General features: G+C 69.8%; 20 protein-coding genes. 9 read left to right on the top strand and 11 right to left on the bottom strand.

The genetic code is table 11. The features are described 5' to 3' along the window. Window positions 1-122: 122 nt before the first annotated feature. Window positions 123-2,246 carry a two-partner secretion domain-containing protein gene (locus AC07O8_RS12235; RefSeq protein WP_495048287.1) on the bottom strand — a complete coding sequence of 708 codons (2,124 nt, stop codon included), beginning with the start codon at window positions 2,244-2,246 and terminating at the stop codon, window positions 123-125. Between the two features lie 409 nt (window positions 2,247-2,655). Between AC07O8_RS12235 and mfd the strand changes: the two genes are divergently transcribed. The 5 genes from mfd to AC07O8_RS12210 all read left to right on the top strand — a co-directional run bounded on the left by mfd (window position 2,656) and on the right by AC07O8_RS12210 (window position 9,989). Beyond that, the gene (gene mfd / locus AC07O8_RS12230) at window positions 2,656-6,123 is read left to right on the top strand and encodes a transcription-repair coupling factor (RefSeq protein WP_495048286.1); all 3,468 of its coding nucleotides are present in this window, start codon (window positions 2,656-2,658) and stop codon (window positions 6,121-6,123) included. 148 nt (window positions 6,124-6,271) lie between these two features. Further along, window positions 6,272-6,682 (top strand): hypothetical protein, encoded by a 411-nt coding sequence (locus AC07O8_RS12225; RefSeq protein WP_495048285.1) that lies wholly within the window; start codon window positions 6,272-6,274, stop codon window positions 6,680-6,682. 10 nt (window positions 6,683-6,692) lie between these two features. Continuing rightward, the gene (locus tag AC07O8_RS12220; protein WP_495048284.1) at window positions 6,693-7,250 is read left to right on the top strand and encodes a PIN domain-containing protein; all 558 of its coding nucleotides are present in this window, start codon (window positions 6,693-6,695) and stop codon (window positions 7,248-7,250) included. A gap of 96 nt (window positions 7,251-7,346) precedes the next feature. After that, the gene (serB, locus tag AC07O8_RS12215; protein ID WP_495048283.1) at window positions 7,347-8,069 is read left to right on the top strand and encodes a phosphoserine phosphatase SerB; all 723 of its coding nucleotides are present in this window, start codon (window positions 7,347-7,349) and stop codon (window positions 8,067-8,069) included. An 81-nt stretch (window positions 8,070-8,150) separates the two neighbouring features. Next, on the top strand, window positions 8,151-9,989 hold the full coding sequence (locus AC07O8_RS12210; RefSeq protein WP_495048282.1) for a putative bifunctional diguanylate cyclase/phosphodiesterase: 1,839 nt from the start codon (window positions 8,151-8,153) through the stop codon (window positions 9,987-9,989). A gap of 63 nt (window positions 9,990-10,052) precedes the next feature. Here AC07O8_RS12210 and rraA read toward each other — a convergent pair whose 3' ends face one another. The 4 genes from rraA to AC07O8_RS12190 all read right to left on the bottom strand — a co-directional run bounded on the left by rraA (window position 10,053) and on the right by AC07O8_RS12190 (window position 13,939). Further along, on the bottom strand, window positions 10,053-10,589 hold the full coding sequence (rraA, locus tag AC07O8_RS12205; protein WP_495048281.1) for a ribonuclease E activity regulator RraA: 537 nt from the start codon (window positions 10,587-10,589) through the stop codon (window positions 10,053-10,055). Window positions 10,590-10,593: 4 nt separating this feature from the next. Continuing rightward, the gene (locus tag AC07O8_RS12200) at window positions 10,594-10,824 is read right to left on the bottom strand and encodes an RNA-binding S4 domain-containing protein (RefSeq protein ID WP_495048280.1); all 231 of its coding nucleotides are present in this window, start codon (window positions 10,822-10,824) and stop codon (window positions 10,594-10,596) included. Between the two features lie 36 nt (window positions 10,825-10,860). Next, complete coding sequence (locus tag AC07O8_RS12195) at window positions 10,861-12,585, bottom strand: thiamine pyrophosphate-binding protein (protein ID WP_495048279.1); 1,725 nt, start codon at window positions 12,583-12,585, stop codon at window positions 10,861-10,863. Between the two features lie 82 nt (window positions 12,586-12,667). Then, entirely contained in the window at window positions 12,668-13,939 is a 1,272-nt protein-coding gene (locus tag AC07O8_RS12190; protein WP_495048278.1) for an MFS transporter, read from the bottom strand. Between the two features lie 69 nt (window positions 13,940-14,008). Between AC07O8_RS12190 and AC07O8_RS12185 the strand changes: the two genes are divergently transcribed. From AC07O8_RS12185 to AC07O8_RS12175, 3 genes are all read left to right on the top strand, one after another. Continuing rightward, window positions 14,009-14,935 (top strand): AraC family transcriptional regulator, encoded by a 927-nt coding sequence (locus AC07O8_RS12185; protein WP_495048277.1) that lies wholly within the window; start codon window positions 14,009-14,011, stop codon window positions 14,933-14,935. A gap of 11 nt (window positions 14,936-14,946) precedes the next feature. Continuing rightward, window positions 14,947-16,059: a quinolinate synthase NadA gene (nadA, locus tag AC07O8_RS12180; protein ID WP_495048276.1), complete on the top strand. Its 1,113-nt coding sequence runs from the start codon at window positions 14,947-14,949 to the stop codon at window positions 16,057-16,059. Window positions 16,060-16,375: 316 nt separating this feature from the next. Then, window positions 16,376-16,663 (top strand): late competence development ComFB family protein, encoded by a 288-nt coding sequence (locus tag AC07O8_RS12175; RefSeq protein ID WP_067269232.1) that lies wholly within the window; start codon window positions 16,376-16,378, stop codon window positions 16,661-16,663. 115 nt (window positions 16,664-16,778) lie between these two features. On the opposite strand, the gene nadB is transcribed toward AC07O8_RS12175, so the two are convergent. The 4 genes from nadB to AC07O8_RS12155 all read right to left on the bottom strand — a co-directional run bounded on the left by nadB (window position 16,779) and on the right by AC07O8_RS12155 (window position 20,713). After that, complete coding sequence (gene nadB / locus AC07O8_RS12170) at window positions 16,779-18,392, bottom strand: L-aspartate oxidase (protein ID WP_495048275.1); 1,614 nt, start codon at window positions 18,390-18,392, stop codon at window positions 16,779-16,781. 90 nt (window positions 18,393-18,482) lie between these two features. After that, window positions 18,483-18,857, bottom strand: a complete 375-nt coding sequence (locus AC07O8_RS12165) for a response regulator (RefSeq protein WP_495048274.1) — start codon at window positions 18,855-18,857, stop codon at window positions 18,483-18,485. A 130-nt stretch (window positions 18,858-18,987) separates the two neighbouring features. Then, on the bottom strand, window positions 18,988-19,155 hold the full coding sequence (locus AC07O8_RS12160; RefSeq protein ID WP_495048273.1) for a hypothetical protein: 168 nt from the start codon (window positions 19,153-19,155) through the stop codon (window positions 18,988-18,990). Between the two features lie 139 nt (window positions 19,156-19,294). After that, window positions 19,295-20,713 (bottom strand): aldehyde dehydrogenase family protein, encoded by a 1,419-nt coding sequence (locus tag AC07O8_RS12155; protein ID WP_495048272.1) that lies wholly within the window; start codon window positions 20,711-20,713, stop codon window positions 19,295-19,297. 129 nt (window positions 20,714-20,842) lie between these two features. On the opposite strand from AC07O8_RS12155, the gene AC07O8_RS12150 reads away from it, so the two are divergent. After that, entirely contained in the window at window positions 20,843-21,817 is a 975-nt protein-coding gene (locus tag AC07O8_RS12150; protein WP_495048271.1) for a LysR family transcriptional regulator, read from the top strand. A 3-nt stretch (window positions 21,818-21,820) separates the two neighbouring features. Here the strand turns inward: AC07O8_RS12150 and paaZ are convergent, their stop codons facing one another. Then, complete coding sequence (gene paaZ, locus AC07O8_RS12145) at window positions 21,821-23,872, bottom strand: phenylacetic acid degradation bifunctional protein PaaZ (RefSeq protein ID WP_495048270.1); 2,052 nt, start codon at window positions 23,870-23,872, stop codon at window positions 21,821-21,823. Window positions 23,873-23,966: 94 nt separating this feature from the next. Next, window positions 23,967-25,130, bottom strand: a complete 1,164-nt coding sequence (locus AC07O8_RS12140; RefSeq protein WP_495048269.1) for an ABC transporter substrate-binding protein — start codon at window positions 25,128-25,130, stop codon at window positions 23,967-23,969. Window positions 25,131-25,221 lie beyond the last annotated feature (91 nt).

Raw genomic sequence — 25,221 nt, 5'->3', positions numbered from 1 at the left:
CCGGCGGAAGAACCGCGTACTCGTGAGCGATCGGGGCAGCGGCCGCCCTAGGGGATTCAGTGCGTTCATGAAAGAAACGGAGAGGGGAAAAGTCGTCGGAAAGCCGGTCCTGCGGCCTCGGTTCACGGAGCGGCTTCAAGCTGCTTCGCGTCCTCGGCCGGGCGGGTGCCGCCCTTCACCCTCAGTCGCGGAACCGACGAATCCGGCCTCTCTTGAAACGGTCGGCTTTCGCAGGAAGGAAGAGACAGAAAGAGAAGGTCCGGCCGGTGAGCGCAGCCCGCCGTCGGCCCGGCAAGCGCGATGGCCGCGGCCATCGACGGTGGCATCGCGGGACGAAGCGGCACGTGCGGCTGCGAGGAAGTTCGCGGGGGCGTCGACGGAAGGGGATCGACGGAGGATGGCGCCTGCCCTGACGTGTTCGTCGTAGGCGCCTGGGGCGACACGGGTGTCCCCGGCATCTCGGGCATCTCCGGTGTCTTCGGTGTTCCCGATGTCTCCAGCATCTCCGGTGTTTCCGGTGTCTCGGGCGACACTCTCACCGGCGGCGGGTTGGAAGTCGGCCGCTCCTCCGGCAAGGAGGAACTCGGACCGCTCGCATCGATGCGTTTCTCCGTCGACACCGTGCCGTCGATCGCCGTCGGCTGCGACGGCTCCGCCACGCGCTCGCCCCTCGCCTGCCCGTCGACGGGAATCTCCTCGAAGCGCAGGTTCAGGTTGCTGTCCGGCAGCAGCATGATGCTGTGCAGACCGGCGCGCAGGATGTCCGCCCGCGTGCCGCCGCCCTCGTCCTTGCCGGCCTGCGTGATGACGATGGCGGCGCTGCCGGTATCGACGTCGAGCGCTCGCGCGTTCACCACGCCCAGGGTCAAGCGGTCTCCCGGACCCGCCGACGCCGACGGGGCGCGGGCCGGCACCGTGAGAGACACCCGGGAGCCGGGCGCCTGGATGGCCGCGCCATCCGCCATCGTGATCGAGCCCGCCATGCGGTCGCGCTTCACCGCCGACAGGGCGAGATCGCCCGCCGCCCGTTCAATCGTGGCGTCCAGGCGAATGGCCGGGGCCGACATCGAGAGTTCGCCGGCGTCGGCGCGGGTGTCGGTCGTGACGAGGGGATGCGTCACGGCGATCGTCCCTTCGGCCCTCAAGTGAACCGAGCGTCCCTGGTCCAGCCACGTCGACAGATCCGAGGCCTTCAAACGGGCCGGCGCCTCCTTGTCCGAGTCAGGCGGTACGTCGCTACGCCGACGCCGCTCGCCGGCCCCGACCTCCCAGGCCTGCGCACCGAGCGTCAGCTGTCCGCCGCGTGCCTCGCCGAAATCCAGGATCGGTGCCGGTCGAGGGCCGGATTGCGCGGACAACTCGATGGCGCCCCCGTGCGCCTCGGGCCCGCCGCCCCGGACCCGCAGGATGGCCCGCTCTTCCACGTGCAATCCGGCCGAGGACGTCAAGGTCACGCGCCCGCCCGGACCCGACGGCCCCGCGCCGCTGGCGGTCAGCAGCGTGCGCCCGAGGACACGCAGATCAACGTCGGACGGGTCGTCCGCGGGATCGGCCGCCCGGATGTCGATCTGTCCGGACGGGGTGCTGCCCTCGGCATCCACGTCGATGGCAGCGTCGCGCCCCTCGGCGCCGCCGATCCGCACATCGATGCCCCGGATCCACACCTCCCCGCCCGGTGAGCGGATGCGGCCGGCGACGTCGACCTCGCCGCCCTGCAGGATGGCGACACCGCCCTGTCGCACCGTGACTTGCCCGGCGACCTGGAGCGGGCCTCCACCGGCGTCCTGCGCCCTCAAGCGATCCGCGTCCAGGCCGGTCCAGGCGTCGTCCTGCTGCTGTCGAGCGGAGACGGCGAGCCCGCCGACATCGATCCGCGCCTGCGGTCCGAACACCACCCCTTGCTCGTTGAGCAGGAAGACCTGTCCGTCGGCGGTCAACGCGCCCAGGATGCGGCTCATGTCCCCGCCGACCACGCGGTTCACCATCACCGACGCAGGACCGGGTTGCCGGAACGTCACCGACGCCTGCTCGCCGATGTCGAAACCCTGCCATTCGATCGCGGCGCGCTCGCTGCGCTGGAGGATCGTCAGGTGGGCGCCCGACGGCGACTGGACGAGGGCGTCGCCGGCCGCCACGCGCGCCCCGGTCGGCAAGGCCGTCGGCGCGGCGGGCTGCCCCTGGGCGTGGGCCACGGCCGCAACGTCGACGACGACCGCGAGGCTGGCGAGCCATGCCGCGGCGGACAAGGCGTGTCGCCGCGCCCCCCGCCCTGCGGTCAAGGGCCTCTGGATGAATGAACTGCGCATGTGAAAACGTGGTCGAGAGAAAACCACGATTCTTCGAAGCGCGGGCGCTTCCACCAATCGCCGCGACTCATCAGCGCGGCACCTCCACCCCCCTCCTCGCGGCGCCTTGATCCTGGAATGCATCAGGAACCGGAGGCCGGGTACGCCGACTGCTCCCCCACGGCTTCCGACAACCGACCGACCACCGACCGACGACAACCGACCGACGACGACAGACAGCACGCGACAACGATGGACGACGCGCGACAGGCGTAGCACGCCCCCTTGTCGCTCCTGTCACGCGCTGTCGCGGCAGCCTCCCTACAATTCCCCCGAGCCCCTTCCCCGGGGCTGTCCTCATTTGTGCGCCATGCAGCTGTCCACGATCTCCCCCGGCAAACGCTTCACCCTGCCCCGTCCCACCGGCTCCGCCGACGCGCTGCTGCTCGCCCGCTTCGCCCGGCAGCAGCAGGCCGCCGGCCGGCTGACGCTGGTCGTCACCGCCGAGCCCGGCGACACGCAGCGCCTGGAGGACGAGCTCAAGTTCTTCGCGCCCGAGTTGCGCGTGGCCGTCTTCCCCGACTGGGAGACGCTGCCCTATGACAGCTTCAGCCCGCACCAGGACCTGATCTCCGAACGGCTGGCCACGCTGTGGCGGCTGCTGCAGGCCAACGGCAAGCCGGTCGCCGAACGCGACCTCGACGTCGTGCTGCTGCCCGCGACCACCGCGCTGACGCGGCTGGCGCCGCCGTCCTTCCTGGCCGCGACGACCTTCAACTTCCGCCAGAAGCAGCGCCTGGACGAGGCCGGCCTGAAACGCCAGCTGACGCTGGGCGGCTACCAGCACGTCAGCCAGGTCGTCTCGCCCGGCGAGTACGCCGTGCGCGGCGGCCTCATCGACCTCTTCCCGATGGGCTCGCTGGTGCCCTACCGGGTGGACCTGTTCGGCGACGAGGTCGACTCGATCCGCGTCTTCGATCCGGACTCGCAGCGTTCGCTGTATCCGGTGCCCGAGGTCCGCCTGCTCCCCGGGCGCGAGTTCCCGATGGACGAGGCCTCGCGCAAGGCCTTCCGCGCCCGCTGGCGCGAGAAGATGGACGGCGACCCGACCCGGTCGCGCCTCTACAAGGACATCGACACCGGACTGGCCACCGCCGGCATCGAGTACTACCTGCCGCTGTTCTTCGACGAAGTCGCCAGCGTGTTCGACTACGTCCCCGCCGAGGCCGGCCTGGTGCTGCACGGCGAGGTCGACGAGGCGCTGCAGCGCTACTGGGCCGACACCCGCGAGCGCCACCGCTTCCTGCAGCACGACCCGGACCGGCCGATCCTGGCACCCGAGGAGATCTTCCTGCGGCCCGAGGAGTTCTTCACCGCGACCCACCGCCACGCGGTGCTGGCCGTGCGCGGTCACGAGGCCGTCGACTATGCGCGTCCGCTGCCCGACGTCAGCGTCGAGCGCGGCGCGCAGGAGCCGCTCGCCCGCCTGGCCGCGCACCTGAAGTCCACCGACTTCCGCGTGCTGCTGCTCGCCGAGAGCGAAGGCCGCCGCGAGAGCCTGCTCGAACTGCTGCGCGACAACAAGATCGATCCGCCGTCGGTGAAGGACCTCGCCGAATTCGAAGCGAACAAGGACGAACGTTTCGCGATCACCGCCGCGCCGCTGGCCGCGGGTTTCTTCTGGTTCGAACCCGACGAGGGCCGCCAGATCCAGCTCTTCACCGAGACCGAACTCTTCGCGACCACGCCGACCACTCGCCGGCGCCGTAAGCAGGAGCAGGTCAGCGACGTCAACGCGCTGATCAAGGACCTGTCCGAGCTGAAGGTCGGCGACCCGGTGGTGCACACCAACCACGGCATCGGCCGCTACCTGGGGCTGATCAACATCGACCTGGGCGACGGTCCCAGCGAGTTCCTGCACCTCGAGTACGCCGACAAGGCCACGCTCTACGTGCCGGTCGCGCAGCTGCACCTGATCAGCCGCTACACCGGCGTCAGCGCCGAGGAAGCGCCGCTGCACCGGCTGGGCTCGGGCCAGTGGGACAAGGCCAAACGCAAGGCCGCCGAGCAGGTCCGCGACACCGCCGCCGAGCTGCTCAACCTCTACGCCCGCCGCGCCGCGCGCGAGGGCCATGCGTTCCGCTACTCGCCGCACGACTACGAGGCCTTCGCCGCGAGCTTCGGCTTCGAGGAGACGCCCGACCAGCGCGCCGCGATCCACGCCGTCATCCAGGACATGATCAGTCCCAAGCCGATGGACCGGCTGGTGTGCGGCGACGTCGGCTTCGGCAAGACCGAGGTGGCGCTGCGCGCCGCCTTCGTCGCGGTGATGGGCGGCAAGCAGGTCGCCCTGCTCGCGCCGACGACGCTGCTGGCCGAACAGCATTTCCAGAACATCGCCGACCGCTTCGGTCGCTGGCCGGTCAAGGTCGCGGAGATGAGCCGCTTCCGCTCCGCCAAGGAGATCAAGGCGGCGATGGAAGGCCTGGCCGACGGCTCGATCGACATCGTCATCGGCACGCACAAGCTGCTGTCGGCGGAGGTGAAGTTCAAGCGCCTGGGGCTGCTGGTCATCGACGAGGAGCACCGCTTCGGCGTGCGGCACAAGGAGGCGATGAAGGCGATGCGCGCCGAGGTCGACGTGCTGACGCTGACCGCCACGCCGATCCCGCGCACGCTGGGCATGGCGCTGGAGGGCCTGCGCGACCTGAGCGTCATCGCCACCGCACCGCAGCGGCGCCTGGCGATCAAGACCTTCGTGCGCAGCGAGACCAGCGGCACCATCCGCGAGGCCATCCTGCGCGAGCTCAAGCGCGGCGGCCAGGTCTACTTCCTGCACAACGAGGTCGAGACCATCGAGAACCGCCGCATGAAGCTCGAGGAGCTGCTGCCGGAGGCCCGCATCGTCGTGGCCCACGGCCAGATGCCCGAGCGCGAGCTGGAGCGCGTGATGCGCGAGTTCGTCGGCGGCAAGCACAACGTGCTGCTGTGCTCGACCATCATCGAGACCGGCATCGACGTGCCCAGCGCCAACACCATCGTCATCAGCCGCGCCGACAAGTTCGGCCTGGCGCAGCTGCACCAGCTGCGCGGGCGCGTCGGCCGCTCGCACCACCAGGCCTATGCCTACCTGATGGTGCCGGACGTCGAGGGCCTGACCAAGCAGGCGGCGCAGCGCCTGGAGGCGATCCAGGCGATGGAGGAACTGGGCTCGGGCTTCTACCTCGCGATGCACGACCTGGAGATCCGCGGCGCCGGCGAGGTGCTCGGCGAGCACCAGAGCGGCAACATGATGGAGGTCGGTTTCCAGCTCTACAACGAGATGCTGTCGGAGGCCGTGCGCTCGCTCAAGGCCGGCCGCGAGCCGGACCTGCTCAGCCCCCTGTCGGCGACCACCGAGATCAACCTGCACGCCCCGGCGCTGCTGCCCGACGCCTACTGCGGCGACGTGCACCAGCGGCTGTCGCTGTACAAGCGGCTCGCGACCGCGGACCGCGCCGAGCAGATCGACGCGATGCTCGAGGAGATCACCGACCGCTTCGGCAAGCTGCCGGCGCAGGGGCAGACGCTGTTCGACACGCACCGCCTGCGCGTGCTGGCCAAGCCCTACGGCGTGATGAAGATCGACGCGGCGCCCAGCGTCATCAACATCAACTTCCGGCCCAATCCGCCGATCGATCCGATGCGCGTCATCGAGCTGGTGCAGAAGAACCGCAACATCAAGCTGGTCGGCAACGAGAAGCTGCGCATCGACAAGGCGCTCACCGATCCGAAGGACCGCGCGCAGGCCGTGCGCGAGGTGCTGCGGCTGCTCGGCGCGCCGGTGGCGCAGGCCTGAACTCTCCCGCAGTGACGTCGGGCGCCGTCACTCAGCGTCGCTGACTTGGACTGCTGGAAGACGACACGCACCTCCACCAGTTCAGGTCAGTGCGCGGGAGGGAACATCTTCCTAGACTTCCAGGCATCGAAGTTTCTGGAGTGATTCGATGCCCCATGTGATTGTCGACTTGAGGAATGCGCCCCTGCCCGCTCATGTCAGGGAAATGAGCGAGGACGAAGACGACGGGTTCTACGAAATGATGGTCGCGGAGAGGGAGGCCCGACACCGCGGCATGGAAAACATGCCTCGTTGCCTGGCCTGCCCGCACCTGCCGCAGGACGAGGTCGAGCCGGACCTGGACGACTTCTCTCTCACCCTGATCGAGATGCGCCGTCATCGTCGCGTGGCCTGCCATGCGCAAGGCGATTGCAACGATTGCCCCTATCTGCCGGAGAACTACGGCAAGCCAGTCCGCTTCCGGGTGCTGGGCGTGGACGACTGGGGTGACAACGTCGCCGCCGAACAGATCCGGCGCGCGCGATTCCATGACTGGGAGGCCCTGCATGCAGCCGACTAAGCCGCTCTTCATGTTCGACTCCAACATCGTGAGCGCCTTGGTCGAGCCCGAGGGCACGCTGCGTCGCGAACTTTGCGAACAGCGCCTGAAGCAGCTCGACGGCGAGCTCGCGATCAGCGTGGTGGTCGACGCGGAAGCCCGCGCGGGATTCCGCAAAAGCATGTCGCTCCGCAAGGAGGCTCGATTCCTTGAGCTCAAGCGGCGCATGCGCGTCGAATACATCGACCGGGACCTCGAGATTGCTGAGATCTACGCCATCGAGCGGGCCGCGCTGCTGCGTGCAGGGCTGCCCTTGTCAGAGCTGGACACCTTCATCGTTGCCCATGCGATCGCGCTCGGTGCCACGCTCGTGAGCAACGATCGGTCGATGTCGCGCGTGGAACGGCTGAAGTTGGAGAACTGGCTGTTGCCGGAGCCCACGCGACCGCATCGTCACCCCGATGTGGCCGAGCCGATCGCCGGCTATGCGGCGGGTCACCGCTTCTGGCCGGCGCAGGACCGCTGGTCGCCGGGTGTCTGGATGACGCGTTCCGGTCCGGCTTCGTACGTGAGTTCGCAGGTGCAATGAGGCTGCGTCGGCGAGTGCGCTAAGCTCCCGCCCGTCCCCGCCGACTGATCCAAGTGATCATCGGCGGGGACCTTCCGCATTCCAGACCGCGCTCGCATGACCTCCTCGTCGCTCTCCACGGCATCCCCCTCCCCGCTCGTCCTGCAAGGCTTCACGCCGCCGCTGGCGCTGCGAGACTTCAAGCTCGCCGCCTTCGACATGGACTCGACGCTGATCGCCATCGAGTGCATCGACGAGATCGCCGCCGCCGCGGGCCGCAAGGCCGAGGTCGCCGCGATCACCGAGGCCGCCATGCGCGGCGAGATCACCGACTTCAAGGACAGCCTGCGTCGCCGCCTCGCGCTGCTCAAGGGCGTCGGCGAGGACGCGCTGGCGCAGGTGCTGCGCGATCGACTGACCTTCAATCCCGGCGCGCGCGAACTCTGCGCCGCGCTCAAGACCGCCGGCCTGAAGCTGGTGCTGGTGTCGGGCGGCTTCACCTACTTCACGCGCTTCGTCGCCGCCGAGCTGGGCATGGACTTCGTGCGCAGCAACGAACTGGAGATCGTCGACGGTCGCCTGACCGGCGGCCTCGTGATGCAGGACTGGGGCGACATCTGCGACGGCGAGGAGAAGCGCCGCATGATGCTGGCCTGCGCCGAGCAGATCGGCGCCACGCCCGCGCAGTGCATCGCCGTCGGCGATGGCGCCAACGACCTGCCGATGATGGGCGCCGCCGGACTGTCGGTCGCGTACCACGCCAAACCCAAGGTCCGCGAACAGGCCATGGTCGCCATCAACGAGGGCGGTCTCGACCGCCTGCTCGACGTGTTGCGCTGAAGCCCACCGCGCCCGCGGCAGCGGGTTCCTCTTGAAGCGGCGCGGCTTCCCTGCGATGCTCCCGGTACACGGGGAGCAGCGATGCGAGAACAGCACGCGACAAGAACCGACGAGCAGGCCGACATCGACCACCTGCAGCGCGACGTGCTGGAGGCCGTCGCGCTCGGCCGCCCGCTGGCGGCGGTGATGGACCTGCTGTGCCGCGCCGTCGAGGCGCTGGCGCCGGAGGTGATCTGTTCCGTGCTGGCCGTGGACGATGACGGTCGCGTGCACCCGCTGGCCGCGCCCAGCCTGCCGACCACCTTCAGCGCGGCGCTGGAGGACTTCACGATCGGCCCGCAGGCCGGCTCCTGCGGCACGGCGGCCTGGCGCCGCCAGCCCGTCGAGGTCACGGACATCGACACGGATCCCCTCTGGGCCGACTTCCGCGAACTGGCGCGGTCGCACGGCCTGGCGGCGTGCTGGTCGACGCCCATCCTGCTGCGCTCCGACCAGGTCGTCGCCACCTTCGCGCTGTACTACCGCGAGCCGCGCGCGGCGGCGCCCTTCCACCGCCGCATGGTGCAGGCCTGCACGCAGCTGTGCCAGATCGCGTTCATGCACGACCGCCATCAGCGCGAGATCGAGCGCCTGGCCTACTTCGACGGCGTCACCGGCCTGCCCAACCGCACGCTGCTGGCCGACCGCGCCCGGCAGACGCTGCTGCAGGCCTCGCGCACCGAGGCGCCGGCCGCCTTGCTGCTGCTGGACATCGACCGCTTCAAGACCGTCAACGACTCCCTGGGCCACGCCGTCGGCGACCAGGTGCTGAAGCACATCTCCGCGCGGCTGCTGGGCACGCTGCGCGACAGCGACACGCTGGCGCGGCTGGGCGGCGACGAATTCGTCGCGCTGCTGCCGGGTTGCTCCGCGGAGGACGCGATGCACGTCGCCGGCAAGCTGCGCGCGGTGCTGGAGGCGCCCATCCCTCTCGACGGCAGCCACGCGCGGGTGCAGATGACGGCCAGCATCGGCGTGTGCGCCTATCCGCGGGACGGGCTCGACCTCGACCAGTTGCTGAAGAACGCCGACATCGCGATGTATGAAGCCAAACGCGCCGGCCGCGACTGCGCGCGCTTCTTCCTGCATGCGATGAACCAGGCGCTGGACGAGCGGCTCGACATCGAGGCCGCCCTGCGTCACGCGCTGTCCACCCAGCTGCTGCAGCTGCACTTCCAGCCCAAGGTCCGCTTGACCGACCGCGCCCTGGTGGGCGTCGAGGCGCTGCTGCGCTGGCACGACGCCGAGCGCGGTTGGGTGCCGCCGGACCGCTTCATCCCGGTCGCCGAGGAAAGCGGCCTCATCAACGCGCTGGACGCCTGGGTGCTGGCGCAGTCCTGCGCGCAGCTGGCGCGCTGGCGGGCCGAAGGGATCGTGGTGCCGGGGGTGTCGGTCAACGTCTCGCCGCAGCGCTTCCACCAGGACGACGTCGCCGCCCATGCGCGGGCGCTGCTCGCCAAGCACGGGCTGGCGGCGAGCGACCTGACGCTGGAAGTCACCGAACGCCTGATGCTGGACGACACCAGCCGGCCCCGCGAACAACTGCAGCAGCTGCACGAGATGGGCGTGGGCGTGTCGGTGGACGACTTCGGCACCGGCTACTCGAGCCTGAGCTACCTGAAGCGCCTGCCGGTGACGGAACTCAAACTGGACAAGAGCTTCGTGCGTGACCTGGAGCACGACGCCGACGATCGCGCCTTGTCGAGCGCGGTGATCGGCATCGGCCGCTCGCTCGGGCTGACCGTGGTGGCGGAAGGCGTGGAGACCGAGGGTCAGCGCGACATCCTCGTGGCGATGGGCTGCGACGGCGCGCAGGGCTGGCTGTTCGGACGGCCGATGCCGGCGGAGGCGCTGGCCGGATGGATCGCCGGGCAGGCATGACGCCTGCGAGGCGCGCGCCGGGCCTCACCCGACGGTGCCGGAGCGCGCCGGCCCTGACGCCGCTCAGCCTGCCGCGTGCACGGGCCCCGGCGTGATGACGACGCCGTCCTCGTCGGCGTAGAGCCAGTCGCCCGGGCGGATCCAGACGCCTTCGAGCTGGACGGGCACATCCGCGAGGCCTTGCTCGCGGCGCTCGGTCGGCATCGGCACATGCCCCAGCGCGAAGAGGCCGACGGCGGCCGCGCGCAGTTCCTCGAGATCGCGCACCGCGCCGTGCACCAGCACGCCGGCCCAGCCGTTCTTCGCCGCGCTGGCGGCGAGGTTGCCGCCGACCAGCGAGCGCCGCAGCGAGCCGCCGCCGTCGACGACCAGCACGCGGCCGGCACCGAAGCTCTCCACGGCGGCCTTGACCTGCGAGTTGTCGTCCAGGCATCGCACCGTGGCCACCGGGCCGGCGAAGCGCGGATGCCCGCCGTAGCTGCGATACAGGCTGCCCGGAAGCCAGCGCGTGTCACCGCTGGTGTCGGCCTTCAGCGAATCGCAGAGGTCGCAGGTGGAGAAACGGATCGCGGCGCGGGTCGCAGCACTGGGAGCGGTCATGGGGTCATTCCTCCGAGTCCTTCAGGACCTCGATGCGTTCGCCGTTGAACTCGACCACCTGGCCGCCGCGGATCTTGGCGGTCTTGCGCAGATCGACCTGGCCGTCGACGCGCACCTGGCCTTCGGAAATGAAATGCCGGGCCTCGCCGCCGCTGCTGGCCAGCGAGGTGGCCTTGAGCAGCTTGTCGAGTTCGATGTACTCGCCGCGCAGGGCGAAAGGAATGGATGCAGACATGTGCCGATTCTCCGTCAGAGGCGGCCGCCGTCGATGTCATTGGGACTTCCGCTTCAGCGCCGCCTCGCGGATGCTGCTGAGCGTCGCACGCGAGGTGGAGATCTCCACCGGCAGCTTCAGGTGGATCAGCGTGGGCCCCTGCGCGGACAGCGCCTGCCGTAGCGCGGGCTCGACGTCCTCGGTGCGGGCCGCGGTGAAGGCCGCCCAGCCATAGGCGCGCGCGAGCGCCGCGAAGTCCGGGTTGTGCAGGTCGCTGCCGCTGACGCGGCCGGGGTACTCGCGCTCCTGGTGCATGCGGATCGTGCCGTAGCTGCCATTGTCGACGACGAGGCAGATCAGGCGCCGCGCGCCATGCGCCATCGCGGTGGACATCTCCTGGCCGGTCATCAGGAAGTCGCCGTCGCCGGCGATGTTGACGACCCAGCGCTCGCGCTGCAGCAGCGCCGCCGCGACGGCGGCCGGGAAGCCGTAGCCCATCGCCCCGCTGGTCGGCGCGAGCTGCGTGCGGCCACCCTGATGCAGCGCCGTATAACGGTGGAAACGGTGCAGCCAGCCGCTGTAGTTCCCGGCGCCGTTGGTGAAGATCGTGTCGGCCGGGAGCAGGCGGTCCAGCAGGTGGATGACCTCGGCCAGGTCCATCGGTCCGACCGGCAGCGCCTGCTGGTTGCGCTGGTAGTCGGCATGCGCGTCGCGCGACCATTGCAGCCACGGCAGCTCCGCCAGATCGGCCGGCGGGCGCAGCTGCTGCAGCGCCAGCGCGGCGCCGCTCATGCTGGCCTGGATCATCTGGTCGGCGGCGTAGACGCGGCCCAGTTCCTCGGACCCGGCGTGGATGTGCACCAGCTGCTGCGTGGGCCGCGGGGCTTTCAGCAGCGTGTAGCCGCCGGTGGTCATCTCGCCCAGGCGCGGGCCGATCGCGATGACCAGGTCCGCTTCACCGATCCGCCTGGCGAGCGCCGGATTGATGCCGATGCCGACGTCGCCCGCGTAGAGCGGGTCGCGGTTGTCGTAGAGGTCCTGGAAGCGGAAGGCGCAGCCCACCGGCACCTGCCAGGCATGGGCGAAGTCCTGCAGCGCGGCGCAGGCCTCGGCGGTCCAGCCGCCGCCGCCGGCGATGACGAAGGGCCGCTGCGCGCCTTCGAGCCGGGCCTGCAGTTCGACGAGGTCGGCCGGTGCCGGCCAGGCGACGGCGGGCCGGGCGCGCGGCAGCACCGGCGCGTCCGTGAGTTGCGTCAGCATGTCCTCGGGCAGCACCAGCACCACCGGTCCGGGGCGCCCCTGCATGGCGGTGTGGAAGGCACGCGCGACGTACTCGGGCAGGCGATGCGGGTCGTGCACCTCGCCGACCCACTTCGCCATGCCCAGCGTGCCCGGGCCGAACATCTGGCGGTAGTCGACTTCCTGGAAGGCTTCGCGGTCGCGCTGGTCGGACGCCACCTGGCCGATGAACAGGATCATCGGCGTCGAGTCCTGGAAGGCGGTGTGCAACCCGATGCTGGCGTTGGTGGCGCCGGGTCCGCGCGTCACGAAGCACACGCCGGGGCGGCCGGTCAGCTTGCCCTGGGCATCGGCCATGAAGGCGGCGCCGCCTTCCTGCCGGCAGCTAATGAAGCGGATGCGATCGCGGTGTTCATGGAAGCCGTCGAGGACCGCGAGGTAGCTCTCGCCCGGCACCCCGAAGACCTTGGTGATGCCTTGCTCGATCAGGGCCTCGACGAGGACGTGCCCGGCGGGACGGGAAACGGTGCGGTGCTGATCCATGGCGACCCACTGTAGCGAGCGCCCCCGCCTTTGCAAGCGTGTCGTCTGTCCCCTGTTGCGGCGCGGATGCGACGCGGCAGTGTCAGGTCTTGCCCTTGCGCACCAGGCTCGCCGCGCCGATGCCGAGCAGCAGCGCGAACGACGCGCCGAAGAACACGGCGTTGTTCCAGTGGCGGTCCATCAGCGCGCCGAAGATCGGCGCGGCCACCGCGAAGCCGGTGTCCAGGCCCGAGTACACCGTGCCGTACACGCGCCCCGTCGCCCCGGGCGGCGCGGCGCGCTTGATCAGCATGTCCCGCGACGGGCCCGCCAGGCCGGTGCCGAAGCCCGCCGTCGCGGCCGCGATCAGGGCCGCCGTCGCCGGCAGCCAGCCCGTGGCCGTCAGCGCCAGCAGCGCCGCGGCGACGAACATCGCGCCGGCGATGTTGCGCTCCAGGTTCTGCGACTTGGCCACCAGGAAGCCGCCGACGATCATCCCCGCCGCGCCCGCCAGCATGTAGCCGGTCACGACGAAGGCGGTGCTCGCCAGGCTCACGCCGTACATCGCCGACAGCGCCGGCGACGCGAAGCTCTGGATCGCGCTCAGCGCCGAGGTCGTGAAGAAGAAGAACGAGAAGCACAGCCACACCGACGGCAGCTTCAGGAAGGCCATCGGATGCTCGTCGACCGGCGCCTTCGCGCCGGCCTTCTCGTGGCCCCAGGAGCCCTGCGTGTCGTCGATCGCGTCGCGCTTGAAGACCAGCAGCGCGATCACGAACAGCGCCCACGCCGCCGTAGCGACGTAGCCCAGGCGCCACTGCCCGGTCGCCTCGTGCATCGAGATCAAGAGCACCGGCGCCACGGCCCAGCCGAGGTTGCCGGTGATGCCGTGCACCGAGAACGCGTGCCCCAGACGCTGCTGCGACACGCGCTTGTTCAGGATCGTGAAGTCCACCGGGTGGAAGGGCGAGTTGCCCAGGCCCGCCAGCGCCGCGGCCAGCGCCAGACCGCCGAAGCCCTGCGCCGTGCCCGCCGCCAGCGACGCCAGCACGAAGCAGCCCAGCGCCGCGAACAGCACCGGCCGCGCGCCCGTCTTGTCGACCAGGAAGCCCGACAGCGCCTGCCCCACGCCCGAGATCACGAAGAAGATCGTCACCAGCAGGCCCAGCTCTGAATAGCTGAGCCCGAATTCCCGCATGAACACCGGGAACAGCGGCGGCAGCAGCATGTGGAAGAAGTGCGAGGTGCCGTGCGCCAGACCGATCAGGCTGATGGTCTGGATGTCTCGTGTCCTGCTCTGTGCGGCGCTCTGTTCGGGGCTCAGGCCCGGAAATCCGGTCGCGGCCGCGCCGGCGGTGGTGGTGGCGGTGTTCATGGGCGGAATGGTGACAGGACCTTCACGTCGGAATTACGATAGCCGGACAAGTTCTGTCGAGTTCCAGCCATGACCCGCACGTCGACCTCATCGCCTTCCGACCGCCCGCGCCGGCCCGCCACGCCGCACGCGCGTCAGTCGGTGCCCTCCCGGGACGGCATCCCGCCCGGCCGCGCCAGCGTGCCGCCGCTCGACCCGAGCCGGTATGCGCCGAGCGAGCAGCGACCGGTCCGGGCGAAGTCCCGTTCGATGGACGGGAACATGGACATCCAGGCGCACTTCCACACCTGGGGACAGCTGGTGTTCTCGGTGTCGGGGGTCGTGCGGGTCAGCACGGACCGGGCGACCTTCCTGGTGCCGCCGTCGCGCGCGGTATGGATCCCGGCCGGCATCGTGCACGCGGTCACCGCCGTCGAACGCTGCGAGTTGCGCACGCTCTACCTGCTGCGCCCTCCGGCCCGCCGCGGGGATGGGAATGGGGATGGGGACGGGAACGACGCCGTCTGGCGGGAGAACCGCGTGCTGGAGGTCTCGCCGCTGCTGCGCGAGCTGGTGGTGCAGCTGGCGCTCGACGATCCGCAGAACGGGGATGCGGTGCTGGACCGCGAAGTGTGGATCGGCCGGTTGATCCTGGACGAGATCGCCCGCGCCCGTAGCCTGCAACTGGGCGTGGCGCTGCCGACCGACAAGCGCCTGCGCCGCCTCTGCGAGGCCGTACTGGCCGAACCGATGCGCCATGCCAGCCTGGACGACTGGGCGGCGGAGGTCGGCGCGAGCGCACGCACCGTCTCGCGCCTGTTCCGCCAGGAGCTGGGCAGCAGCTACGCCCAATGGCGCCAGCAGGCGCTGCTGGCCGAGGCGCTGCGGCTGGCCGCGCACCGCAAGCCGATGCAGGTCATCGCCGCGGAGCTCGGCTACGCCAGCGCCAGCGCCTTCACCGCGATGGTGACAAGGACGGTCGGCATGCCGCCGAGCCGGTTTTTCGGCCACACCTAGAATTCCCTCCCATGGAACAGGTTCTCTACGACTTCGCCCGCCAGGATGCGGACGGCGCCACCTGCACCGCCCATGCGTGGGCCAAGGTGCCGGCACCGTTGACGCCCAGCCAGCGCTCGCAACTCAAGGCGCGTGCCGCCGAACTGCTCAAGGCCAAGGGGGCGGTGCTCGTCGCCCACTACTACGTCGACGGCGACCTCCAGGACCTCGCGCAGGAAAGCGGCGGCATCGTGTCCGACTCGCTGGAAATGGCGCGCTTCGGCCGCGATCACGCGGCGCAGACGCTGGTCGTCGCCGGCGTGAAGTTCATGGGCGAGAGCGCCAAGATCCTCAGCCCCGAGAAGCGCGTGCTGATGCCCGACCTGGACGCGACCTGCTCGCTCGACCTGGGCTGCCCGGCCGACGACTTCGCCGCGTTCTGCGACGCGCATCCGGATCGCACCGTGGTCGTGTACGCCAACACCAGCGCGGCGGTGAAGGCGCGCGCGGACTGGATGGTCACCAGCTCCTGCGCGCTGGAGATCGTCAGCGAGCTCAAGGCCCGCGGCGAGAAGATCCTGTGGGCGCCCGACCGTCACCTGGGGCGCTACATCCAGGAGCAGACCGGCGCCGACATGCTGATGTGGAACGGCGCCTGCATCGTCCACGACGAGTTCAAGGGCCTGGAGCTGGAGCTGCTGCGCGAGCAGCATCCGGACGCGATGATCCTGGTCCACCCGGAGTCGCCGGCCTCGGTGGTCGCGCAGGCGGACGTGGTGGGATCGACCTCGGCGCTGATCAAGGCCGTGGTCGAGGGCAAGGCGCGCGAGTATGTCGTCGCCACCGACAACGGCATCCTGCACGCGATGCGGCAGATGGCGCCGGGCAAGGTGTTGATCGAGGCGCCGACGGCGGGCAACAGCGCGACCTGCAAGAGCTGCGCGCACTGTCCGTGGATGGCGATGAACGGCCTGCAGGGCCTGGTCGATTGCCTGGAGCGCGGCACCGGCGAGATCTTCGTCGAGGAGGCCGTCCGGGTCGAGGCGAAGTCGTGCATCGACCGCATGCTGGACTTCACCGCGAAGCTGAAGGCGAAGCAGGCGGCAGCAGCAGGCGCGATGGTGCCGGGCATCGGCGCGGCCTGACCGTCCTTCGACGGCCGCTGGCCCTCACCCCTGCCCTCTCCCGCAAGCGGGAGAGGGAGCAATACGACTGCAGCACTTCCACCGCCCTGGCCCTCACCGCCGTCCTCGCCCGCAAGCGGGAGAGGGAGCAAGAGGCGCCGGCGCTGCGGGTCGAGCCGGTCGGACTCCCTCTCCCGCTTGCGGGAGAGGGTGGGGGTGAGGGCCAGCGGCCTGGGTAGTGCGCCCCCGCGCGAACGAATGTCCGCGGGGGCTTTCCATGAACGCGCGGCGCGGCCTATGCTGTGGTCATTCCAGCTGCCCGATGCAGGACGCACTCATGGATTTCACCTCGCTCTACAACCATCACGAACGCGAAGTGTTTGCCGCGGTGATGGAAACCGCCCCGCAGTTCCCCGAGATCCACCGCGAGGCCGAGCTGCTGGCCGACGTGGCCTGCGTGGCGCTGAACCGGCTCCCGCCGCGCTACATCCGCCATGCCGTCGACTACTCGTTCTACCTGACCGAGCAGGAGCGGCTGGATGTCGACGCCGCGATCAAGGAAGCGGTCAGCTACGCCTACAACTTCGTGCAGGCGCGCAGCGTCCTCCGCACGAAACAGCGTTGACTGAAAGCGCAGTCCCTCAGGCTCACTGGGGCCGGAATGGGGCTTGGGGTTCGCGGACGCGAGGCCCCATGCCCCGTGGAGCGCCCGCGCTTGACGACGGCAGGCGTCTTCGAGGTCAGCGCGTATTCCCGTTGCGCACCAGCACCGTCGGCAAGCTCGCCGGCAGCGTGCGCGGGTAGTCGCGGCTGTAGTGCAGCCCGCGGCTCTCGTGCCGCAACAGCGCCGACCGCACGATCAGCTCCGCGCAGTCGACAAGATTGCGCAGCTCCAGCAGATCGCGGTTGACGCGGAAGTTGGCGTAGTAGTCGTCGATCTCCGCGCGCAGCAGGTCGATGCGGTGCAGCGCGCGCTCCAGCCGCTTGGTCGTGCGCACGATGCCGACGTAGTTCCACATCAGCGAGCGCAGCTCATCCCAGTTGTGGGCGATGACGACCTGCTCGTCCGCGTCCTCGACCTGGCTTTCGTCCCAGGCCGGCAGCGGCGCGGGAGGAAGCACCTCTTGCGACAGGATGTCCGACGCGCAGCCCTGGCCGAGCACGACGCACTCCAGCAGTGAATTGCTCGCGAGCCGGTTGGCGCCATGCAGCCCGGTGTGGGCGGTCTCGCCGACCGCATAGAGCCCCGGCAGATCGGCGCGGCCGTGCAGGTCTGACACCACGCCGCCGCAGGTGAAGTGCACCGCCGGCACGACCGGGATCGGCTGGCGCGCGATGTCGATGCCCAGCGCGAGGCAACGCGCATGGACGGTCGGGAAGTGTTCCTTCAGGAAGTCCTCGCCCAGGTGCGTGGCGTCCAGCCACACGTGGTCGAGGCCGTGCTTCTTCATCTCGAAGTCGATCGCGCGGGCGACCACGTCACGCGGCGCGAGCTCGAGCCGCTCGTCGTGCGCGGCCATGAAGCGCGTGCCGTCCGGCAGCTTCAGATGGCCGCCCTCGCCGCGCAACGCCTCCGTGATCAGGAAGCTGCGTTCCTGCGGGTGGTACAGGCAGGTCGGATGGAACTGGATGAACTCCATGTTGGCGATGCGACAGCCCGCCCGCCAGGCCATGGCGATGCCGTCGCCGGTGGAGGTGTCCGGATTGGTCGTGTAGCGATACACCTTGCCGGCGCCGCCGGTCGCCATCACGACGGCGCGCGCGGCGATCGCATCGACGCGCTGCGCGTCCATGTCCAGCGCGTAGATGCCGTAGCAGCGGGACGGTTCCTCGCGCTGCACATGGCGCGAGGTGATCAGGTCCAACGCCATCCAGCGCTGGCGCAGCTGGATGTTGGGATGGGCCTGCGCCTTGGCCAGCAACGCATCGTGGATCGCCTTGCCGGTGGCGTCGGCGGCGTGGGCGATGCGGCGCACGGCATGGCCGCCCTCGCGGGTCAGGTGCAGACCGAGCGGTCCCTGCTCATCGAGCGTGAACGGCACGCCCTGCTCGACCAGCCAGCCGACGGCGTCGGCGCTGCGTTCGGCGATGAAGCGGGCGGTCGCCTCGTCGACGAGGCCGGCGCCGGCCTCCTGCGTGTCGCGGACGTGGCTCTCGATGCTGTCGTCCGAGCCGAGCACCCCGACGATCCCGCCCTGCGCCCAGGCGGTGGCGGCCTCGTTGAGTTCGCGCTTGGCCAGCACGATCACCGGCACGCGGTCGGCGAGGTGAAGCGCCACGGTCAAGCCGGCCAGGCCGGCGCCCACGATCACCACCGGCGCCAGCGCGGCCTCGGTCCGAACAGCTGCTGTCATCGTCATCGCCCGGTCACCGGGGCGTCATCGCTTGGGAGCGGCGATTCTACGAGCGAGGAACAAAGGCCCCACGGAGCCGGCGGCGGCCGGTCAGAACAACGGCTTCTCGCCCGCCAGCACGCGCAGGTCGTCGAGCAGCTGCAGCTGCTCATGCGCCTTGTCGTAGAAGCCGTCGGCCCCATGCTTCTCGCACAGCGAACGGTAGAAGTCGGGGTCGCGGCTGCTGAGCACCCACAGCTTGCCGACGTAGCCGCCGGCGCGTGCGCGCCGCAGCACGTGCATGCCGGAGCCGACCTGCAGGTTCAGGTCGAGCAGCACGACGTCGGGCTTGAGCACCGAGATCGCCTGGACAGCGTCTTCCTCGCTGTCCGCATAACCCACCACTTCGACGAAATCCAGCCCTTCGAACAATCGCAGGAACTGCTCGCGAACAAACTCGGAATCCTCAACGAGCAAGACGCGCATGCCCTTCCCTCTCTCACTGAATCGTCCGCCACATTCTGGCGCGGCGGCGATTCACGTGCAGGCGTCAGGGGTTCGACTTCGCAACGGAGCGTAAATCCGACGCCTGCGCCGTGCGCCCTGCGCGCCGCGTTCAGACCACCGCGGCGATCGCCGTGCAGACGCCGCCCACGCTGGCGGCCGACGCGAGGAAGGTGACATCGCGGCGCTCGCTGCCGCCTTTCCAGGCCATCAGCGCGACCAGGGCCAGGGTTCCGGTGAACAGCAGGCCGGCAATGACGGGGGTGGTGAGGATGTCCAAGGTCGCTCCAACGCGGGAATGGCGAAAGTCCGCAGTGTGGCCAAGCCCTCGTCCGCCGCCAACATCGGACAACCAGCCGCCGGGTTCGGTTTTGGCGCAACGCCGCATCACGATCCCCGCCGGGGAAAGCCCCACTGTCTCAATCCGACGTCACTGTCTTGGGCTCGAGGAACGCCTCCATGCCCGCCACACCGAACTCCCGGCCCACGCCCGACTGCTTGACGCCGCCGAACGGCGCAAGCAGGTCCGGCGCGACCCGGTTGATCAGCACCGTCCCGGCCTGCAGCCGCGACGCCACGCGCCGCGCCCGCGGCACATCGCTCGAGAACACGTAGGCCTGAAGCCCGTACGGCGAGTCGTTGGCCACCGTGGTCGCTTCGTCCTCCGAATCCACCGGCAGGACGGACAGCACCGGACCGAAGATCTCCTCGCGGGCGATGTCCATGTCGTTGCGGACGTCGGCGAAGACCGTGGGCTGCACGAACCAGCCGCGATCGAGTCCGCGCGGACGGCCCTCGCCGCCGGCGATCAGCGTCGCGCCCTGATCGAGACCGCGGCGGATGAAATGCTGGACGCGCTCGTACTGCGCGCGGCTGACCATCGGTCCGATGGCGGTGGCCGGATCGCGCGGGTCGCCGACACGCAGCGCAGCCACGGCGGAGCGGAGCCGTGCCACGACGTCGGACATCCGCGCCCGCGGCACCAGCAGCCGCGTGCCCGCCACGCAGGCCTGTCCACTGTTCATGAAAGCCGCGCCCAGCACGAGCGGCAGCGCCGTCTCCAGGTCCGCATCGTCCAGCAGCAGCGAGGCCGACTTGCCGGTCAAGGCCAGGCTGACGCGCTTCATCGTGTCGACGGCACTGCGGGCGATGAGCTTGCCGGTCGGTGTCGAGCCGGTGAACGACAGCTTGGCCACGCCCGGATGCGTGCCGATCTCGGCGCCGACGTCGACGCCGCGACCGGTCACGATGTTGACGACGCCCGGCGGCAGACCGGCGGCGTCGATGGCGCGGGCGACGACATGCGCCTGCCACGGGCTCAGCTCGCTGGGCTTGATCACCGTCGCGCAGCCGGCGGCGATGGCCGCCGCGAGCTTGCTGGCCATCGTGCCGGCGGTGCTGTTCCACGGTGCGAAGAGCGCCGAGACACCAACCGGCTCCATCACGACGGTCGAGCCGCCGACGGGACGCTCGAACGCGTAGCTCGACAGCGCCCGTGCCGCGTCGGCGAAACACTGCGAGGCGTAGTTGGCGACCCATTGCGCACGGGTGACGGGGGCGCCATATTCGGTGATCGTCGCTTCGAGGAGCGCATCGGCGTGCGTCAGCATCGCGGCTTGCAGGCGCTCGAGCATCCCGATGCGCTCGGCAACGGACGTGCGCGCGAACGCCGGCTGGGCGCGTATCGCGGCCTCGACCGCGCGACGGGCATCGTCGCGACTGGCGAGCCGCGCGCGGCCGACGACATCCTCGGAGGCCGGATCCACGATGTCGACGAGCTCCTCGCCCGTCACCGGGACGAAGGCACCGTCGATGTAGTTCTGGTCGAAGGTCCGCATGGCTTGTCCTTTCAAGGCCGGCCTCGGCGACAGGCCGGGGCTCGATGAGGCGAATGTAGGCAGCGGACGCCATCCTGATAAGCCGGTCAATGGTGGACGCCACATCCTGATTCCAGGAACAATCGACGGATGCAGAAAGACAGCCTGACCGAGTTCGAGGTGGTGCTCGCCGTCGCGCGCCGGCAGGGATTCCGGCCGGCGGCGTTGGAGCTGGCGATGTCGACCTCCGCCGTGAGCAACGCGGTCGCGGGATTGGAAGCGCGCCTGGGCGTGCGGCTCTTCCACCGCACGACGCGCAGCGTGTCGCTCACCGAGGCCGGTCGACGCTTCGTCGACCGGATCGGTCCGGCGGTGGCGCAGATCCAGGAAGCCGTCGCGGCGGCGGACGATCACGCAGGCGCGCCTTCCGGCACGCTGCGACTCAACAGCTCGCTGGGCGCGGCCCAGATGGTGTTCCGGCCGATCCTGGCGGAGTTCCTGCGCCGCTATCCGGGCGTCACGCTCGACGTCGTCACCGAAGGACGGCTGGTCGACATCGTCGCCGAGGGCTTCGACGCCGGGTTGCGGCTCGCGCCGCAAGTGCCGCGGGACATGATCCGCGTGCAGATCGGCCTGCCGCTGCGGATGGCGGTCGTCGGCTCGCCCGACTACTTCGAGCGGCACGGCACGCCGTCGACGCCCGCCGAGCTCGCGCGCCACGCCTGCATCCGTGCCCGGATGCCGAGCGGCCTGCCGTCGCCTTGGGAGTTCGCGCGAGCGAAGCGGGGCAAGGCAGCAGCGGTCAAGGGGGCAGCCACGGGGACGGGCACGGACACGGGGGCAGGGGCAGGGGCGGGCACAGCGGGCGAAGCGCTCGACGTGCCGGGCCCCATGGTGCTGGATTCGCCATTGCTGATGCGGGAAGCGGCGCGCGCGGGACTGGGCCTCGCGCAGATCGCCGAGTGGTACGTGGCCGAGGACCTCGCGAGCGGACGGCTGCGCCGCGTGCTGGACGGTTGGGCGGCCCCGCTGCCGTCGCTCTGCCTGTACTACTCCGGCCACCGGCACATCCCGGCGACGCTACGCGCGCTGATCGACCTCATTCATGAGCTCGCTCCGCGCTGAGGATCAGGCCGCCTTCTTCGCCACCAGCGTCAGGATGTCGTAGCTGGCCACGAGCTCGCCGCGCTGGTTGGTGACCTGCACATCCCACGCGACGACGCCTTGCGGCGGTTGGTCCGGACGATTGCCGCGATCGATGCGGCGCTTGCAGGTCAGTCGCGCCTGGATGGTGTCGCCGATGGCCACCGGATTCACGAAACGCAGCGTGTCCAGGCCGTAGTTGGCCAGCACCGGCCCCGGCGCCGGCGACACGAACAAGCCCGCCGCCGCCGACAGCACGAAGTAGCCGTGCGCGATGCGCTGGCCGAATTGGGTGTCCTTGGCCGCGACCTCGTCGAAGTGCATGTAGAAGAAGTCGCCGCTGATGCCGCCGAAGTTGACGATGTCCGCCTCGGACACCGTGCGGCGATGCGTCAGCAGCGAATCGCCGACCTGGATCTCCTCGAAGTGCTTGCGGAACGGATGGATCGCGTCCTCGGTGACCTTGCCGCCGCGCACGTACTCGCCGGTGATCGCCGTGAGCATCGTCGGCGAGGCCTGCACTGCGCAGCGCTGCAGGTAATGCTTGACGGCGCGGATGCCGCCCAGCTCCTCACCGCCGCCGGCGCGGCCCGGGCCGCCGTGCTTGAGCATCGGCAGCGGCGAGCCGTGACCGGTCGACTCGCCGGCCGCGTCGCGGTCCAAGACCAGCAGCCGGCCGTGGAAGGCGGCGGCGTGATAGACGGCCTGCGCGGCCAGCGCCGGCGTCTTCGTGACCACCGAGCCCACCAGGCTGCCACGGCCCTTGGCCGCGAGCGCCAGCGCCTCGTCGAAGTCGCCGTAGCTCATCAACGTGGACACCGGCCCGAACGCCTCGACGTTGTGGACGGCCTCGTTGTTCATCGCGTCGCGGCACAGCAGCAGCGTCGGCGCGAAGAAGGCACCGTCGCCGACGCCCTCGCCCACCGGCGCGAAACCGTCGCGCTCGCCGTAGACGATCTCGTTGCCCTGGGCGAGTTGCGCCAGACGCTCGGCCACGTCGGCCTGCTGCGCCTTGGAGGCCAGCGCGCCCATGCGCACGCCCTCGACGGACGGATTGCCGATCTTGATCTTCGCCAGCCGCTCGCGCAGCGCCGCGGCGACCGCGTCGATCTGCGCCGCCGGCACGATCGCGCGGCGGATGGCCGTGCACTTCTGGCCGGCCTTGGCGCTCATCTCTCGCATCACTTCCTTGACGAAGAGATCGAACTCGGGATCGCCGGGCACCACGTCCGGCGCCAGGATCGCGCAGTTGAGGCTGTCCGCCTCGGCGTTGAACGGCACCGAACGGCGGATCAGGTTCGGATTCACGCGCAGCTGCGCCGCCGTGTCCGCCGAGCCGGTGAAGGTGACGACGTCCGTCTCCTCCAGCCGGTCCAGCAGATCGCCGGAACCGCCGATGACCAGCTGCAACGCGCCGGCCGGCAGCAGGCCGGACTGCTCGATCAGGCGCACGCAGGCTTCGGCGACATAGCTGGTCGCGGTGGCGGGCTTGACGATGCAGGGCATGCCGGCGAGGAAGCTCGGGGCGAACTTCTCCAGCATCCCCCACATCGGGAAGTTGAACGCGTTGATGTGCACGGCGACGCCGCGCTTGGGCACCAGCACGTGGGTGCCCATGAACTGGCCGAGCTTGCCCAGCGCCTGCGCCGGGCCTTCATGGACGATGTTGCTCGACGGCAGCTCGCGGCGGCCCATCGATGCGTAGGCGAAGAGCGTGCCGAAGCCGCCTTCGATGTCGATCCACGAATCGGGCCGCGTCGCGCCGGTGTGCGCGGAGATCGCGTAGAGCGATTCCTTGTGCTCCTGCAGGTAGGTCGCGAGCGCCTTCAGGATCGCGGCACGCTGCTGGAAGTCGAGCGCCAGCAGCGCCGGCAATGCCTGCCTACGCGCGAAGTGCAGGCTCTCGCCGAAGTCGATTTCCTCGGCATGGGTCTGCGTCACCAGCCGTCCGTTGACGGCGCTGTGCAGGCCGCGCGCGGCGGTCGAGCCGATCCAGCGACCGGCGATCAGGCTTTGGAGGACGGGGGTGGCGCTCATGACTGTCTCTCTTGAACTTCTGTTTGAACTTCGGTTCGAACTTCTGAAATGAACGAGGGCGGGACGTTGTGCGTCCCGCCCTCAGGTCAAAGGCTTACGGCTGATATTTCCAGGCGCCGTTCTCAATCTTGACCATGACACGGGCGCGTTGGTCGAGACCCAGATGGTCGTTCGGCGACATCGTGAAGACGCCGTGCGCGGCCGGCAGTTCCTTCACGCCTTCGAGCGCATCGCGCAGCGCCGCGCGGAACTGCGGCGTGCCCGGCTGGGCCTTCTTGATCGCTTCGGGGATCGCCGCCTGCAGCAGCAGGCCCGCGTCCCACGCGTGGCCGCCGAAGGTCGACACGCTGCCCTTGCCGTACGCGCCCTCATAGGTCGTCACGTAGGCCTTGGCGCTCTTCTTGGCGGGATGTTCCGCGGGCAGCTGGTCGACGACCAGCACCGGGCCCGACGGCAGGAAGGTGCCCTCGACGTCCTTGCCGCCGACGCGCAGGAAGTCGTTGTTGGCCACGCCGTGGGTCTGGTAGTACTTGCCCTGGTAGCCGCGCTCCTTGAGCGTCTTCTGCGGCAGCGCCGCCGGCGTGCCGCTGCCGCCGACCAGCACCGCGTCCGGCTTGGCCGCCATGATCTTCAGCACCTGGCCGGTCACCGAGGTGTCGGTGCGGTTGTAGCGCTCGTTGGCGACGATGCTCAGGCCCTTGCTGGCGGCGACCTTGTTGAACTCGCCGTACCAGCCCTCGCCGTAGGCATCGGCGAAGCCGACGTAGGCCACCGTCTTCACGCCCTGCGCCTGCATGTGGCTGGCGATGGCCAGCGCCATCATGATGTCGTTCTGCGGCGTCTTGAAGACCCACCGCTTCTTCGCGTCCATCGGCTCGACGATGCGGGCCGAGGCCGCCATCGAGATCATCGGCACCTGCGCCTCCGACACCGCGTCGATCATCGCCAGCGAGTTCGGCGTGACCGTCGAGCCGACGACCACGTCGACCTTGTGCTCGGTGATCAGCTTGCGCGTGTTGGCGACGGCCGTCGTCGTGTCCGACGCGTCGTCCAGGATGATGTAGTTGACCTTCTGCCCGGCGATGGTCTTGGGCATCAGCGAGAAGGTGTTCTTCTCCGGGATGCCCAGCGACGCGGCCGGCCCCGTGGCCGACACGGTCACGCCGACGTTGATGTCCGCCCACGCGCTGCCGCCCGCGCCCATCAGCGCGGCCCCCGTCATGGCCATGGCCAGCAGGGTCTTCTCGATGCGTTTCATGTCGTCTCCTTCGGAATATGTTTTTCAGGAACGCAAGGTCAATGAGGTACTGCTACTGCAACTTCGACTGCTTCAACGATGACTGCAAGCT

This window comes from Roseateles sp. GW821-FHT09G09, from assembly GCF_059415965.1.
This window is presented reverse-complemented; position numbering and strand designations above follow the sequence as displayed.

Excerpts from the sequence above, each read along its gene's own strand:
- AC07O8_RS12190 (WP_495048278.1), bottom strand. The coding sequence starts at position 13,939 with ATGAACACCGCCACCACCACCGCCGGCGCGGCCGCGACCGGATTTCCG.
- AC07O8_RS12140 (WP_495048269.1), bottom strand. The coding sequence starts at position 25,130 with ATGAAACGCATCGAGAAGACCCTGCTGGCCATGGCCATGACGGGGGCC.
- AC07O8_RS12195 (WP_495048279.1), bottom strand. The coding sequence starts at position 12,585 with ATGGATCAGCACCGCACCGTTTCCCGTCCCGCCGGGCACGTCCTCGTC.
- mfd (WP_495048286.1), top strand. The coding sequence starts at position 2,656 with ATGCAGCTGTCCACGATCTCCCCCGGCAAACGCTTCACCCTGCCCCGT.
- nadA (WP_495048276.1), top strand. The coding sequence starts at position 14,947 with ATGGAACAGGTTCTCTACGACTTCGCCCGCCAGGATGCGGACGGCGCC.
- paaZ (WP_495048270.1), bottom strand. The coding sequence starts at position 23,872 with ATGAGCGCCACCCCCGTCCTCCAAAGCCTGATCGCCGGTCGCTGGATC.
- rraA (WP_495048281.1), bottom strand. The coding sequence starts at position 10,589 with ATGACCGCTCCCAGTGCTGCGACCCGCGCCGCGATCCGTTTCTCCACC.
- AC07O8_RS12210 (WP_495048282.1), top strand. The coding sequence starts at position 8,151 with ATGCGAGAACAGCACGCGACAAGAACCGACGAGCAGGCCGACATCGAC.
- AC07O8_RS12165 (WP_495048274.1), bottom strand. The coding sequence starts at position 18,857 with ATGCGCGTCTTGCTCGTTGAGGATTCCGAGTTTGTTCGCGAGCAGTTC.
- AC07O8_RS12200 (WP_495048280.1), bottom strand. The coding sequence starts at position 10,824 with ATGTCTGCATCCATTCCTTTCGCCCTGCGCGGCGAGTACATCGAACTC.
- AC07O8_RS12185 (WP_495048277.1), top strand. The coding sequence starts at position 14,009 with ATGACCCGCACGTCGACCTCATCGCCTTCCGACCGCCCGCGCCGGCCC.
- AC07O8_RS12155 (WP_495048272.1), bottom strand. The coding sequence starts at position 20,713 with ATGCGGACCTTCGACCAGAACTACATCGACGGTGCCTTCGTCCCGGTG.
- serB (WP_495048283.1), top strand. The coding sequence starts at position 7,347 with ATGACCTCCTCGTCGCTCTCCACGGCATCCCCCTCCCCGCTCGTCCTG.
- nadB (WP_495048275.1), bottom strand. The coding sequence starts at position 18,392 with ATGACAGCAGCTGTTCGGACCGAGGCCGCGCTGGCGCCGGTGGTGATC.
- AC07O8_RS12150 (WP_495048271.1), top strand. The coding sequence starts at position 20,843 with ATGCAGAAAGACAGCCTGACCGAGTTCGAGGTGGTGCTCGCCGTCGCG.
- AC07O8_RS12175 (WP_067269232.1), top strand. The coding sequence starts at position 16,376 with ATGGATTTCACCTCGCTCTACAACCATCACGAACGCGAAGTGTTTGCC.
- AC07O8_RS12220 (WP_495048284.1), top strand. The coding sequence starts at position 6,693 with ATGTTCGACTCCAACATCGTGAGCGCCTTGGTCGAGCCCGAGGGCACG.
- AC07O8_RS12225 (WP_495048285.1), top strand. The coding sequence starts at position 6,272 with ATGCCCCATGTGATTGTCGACTTGAGGAATGCGCCCCTGCCCGCTCAT.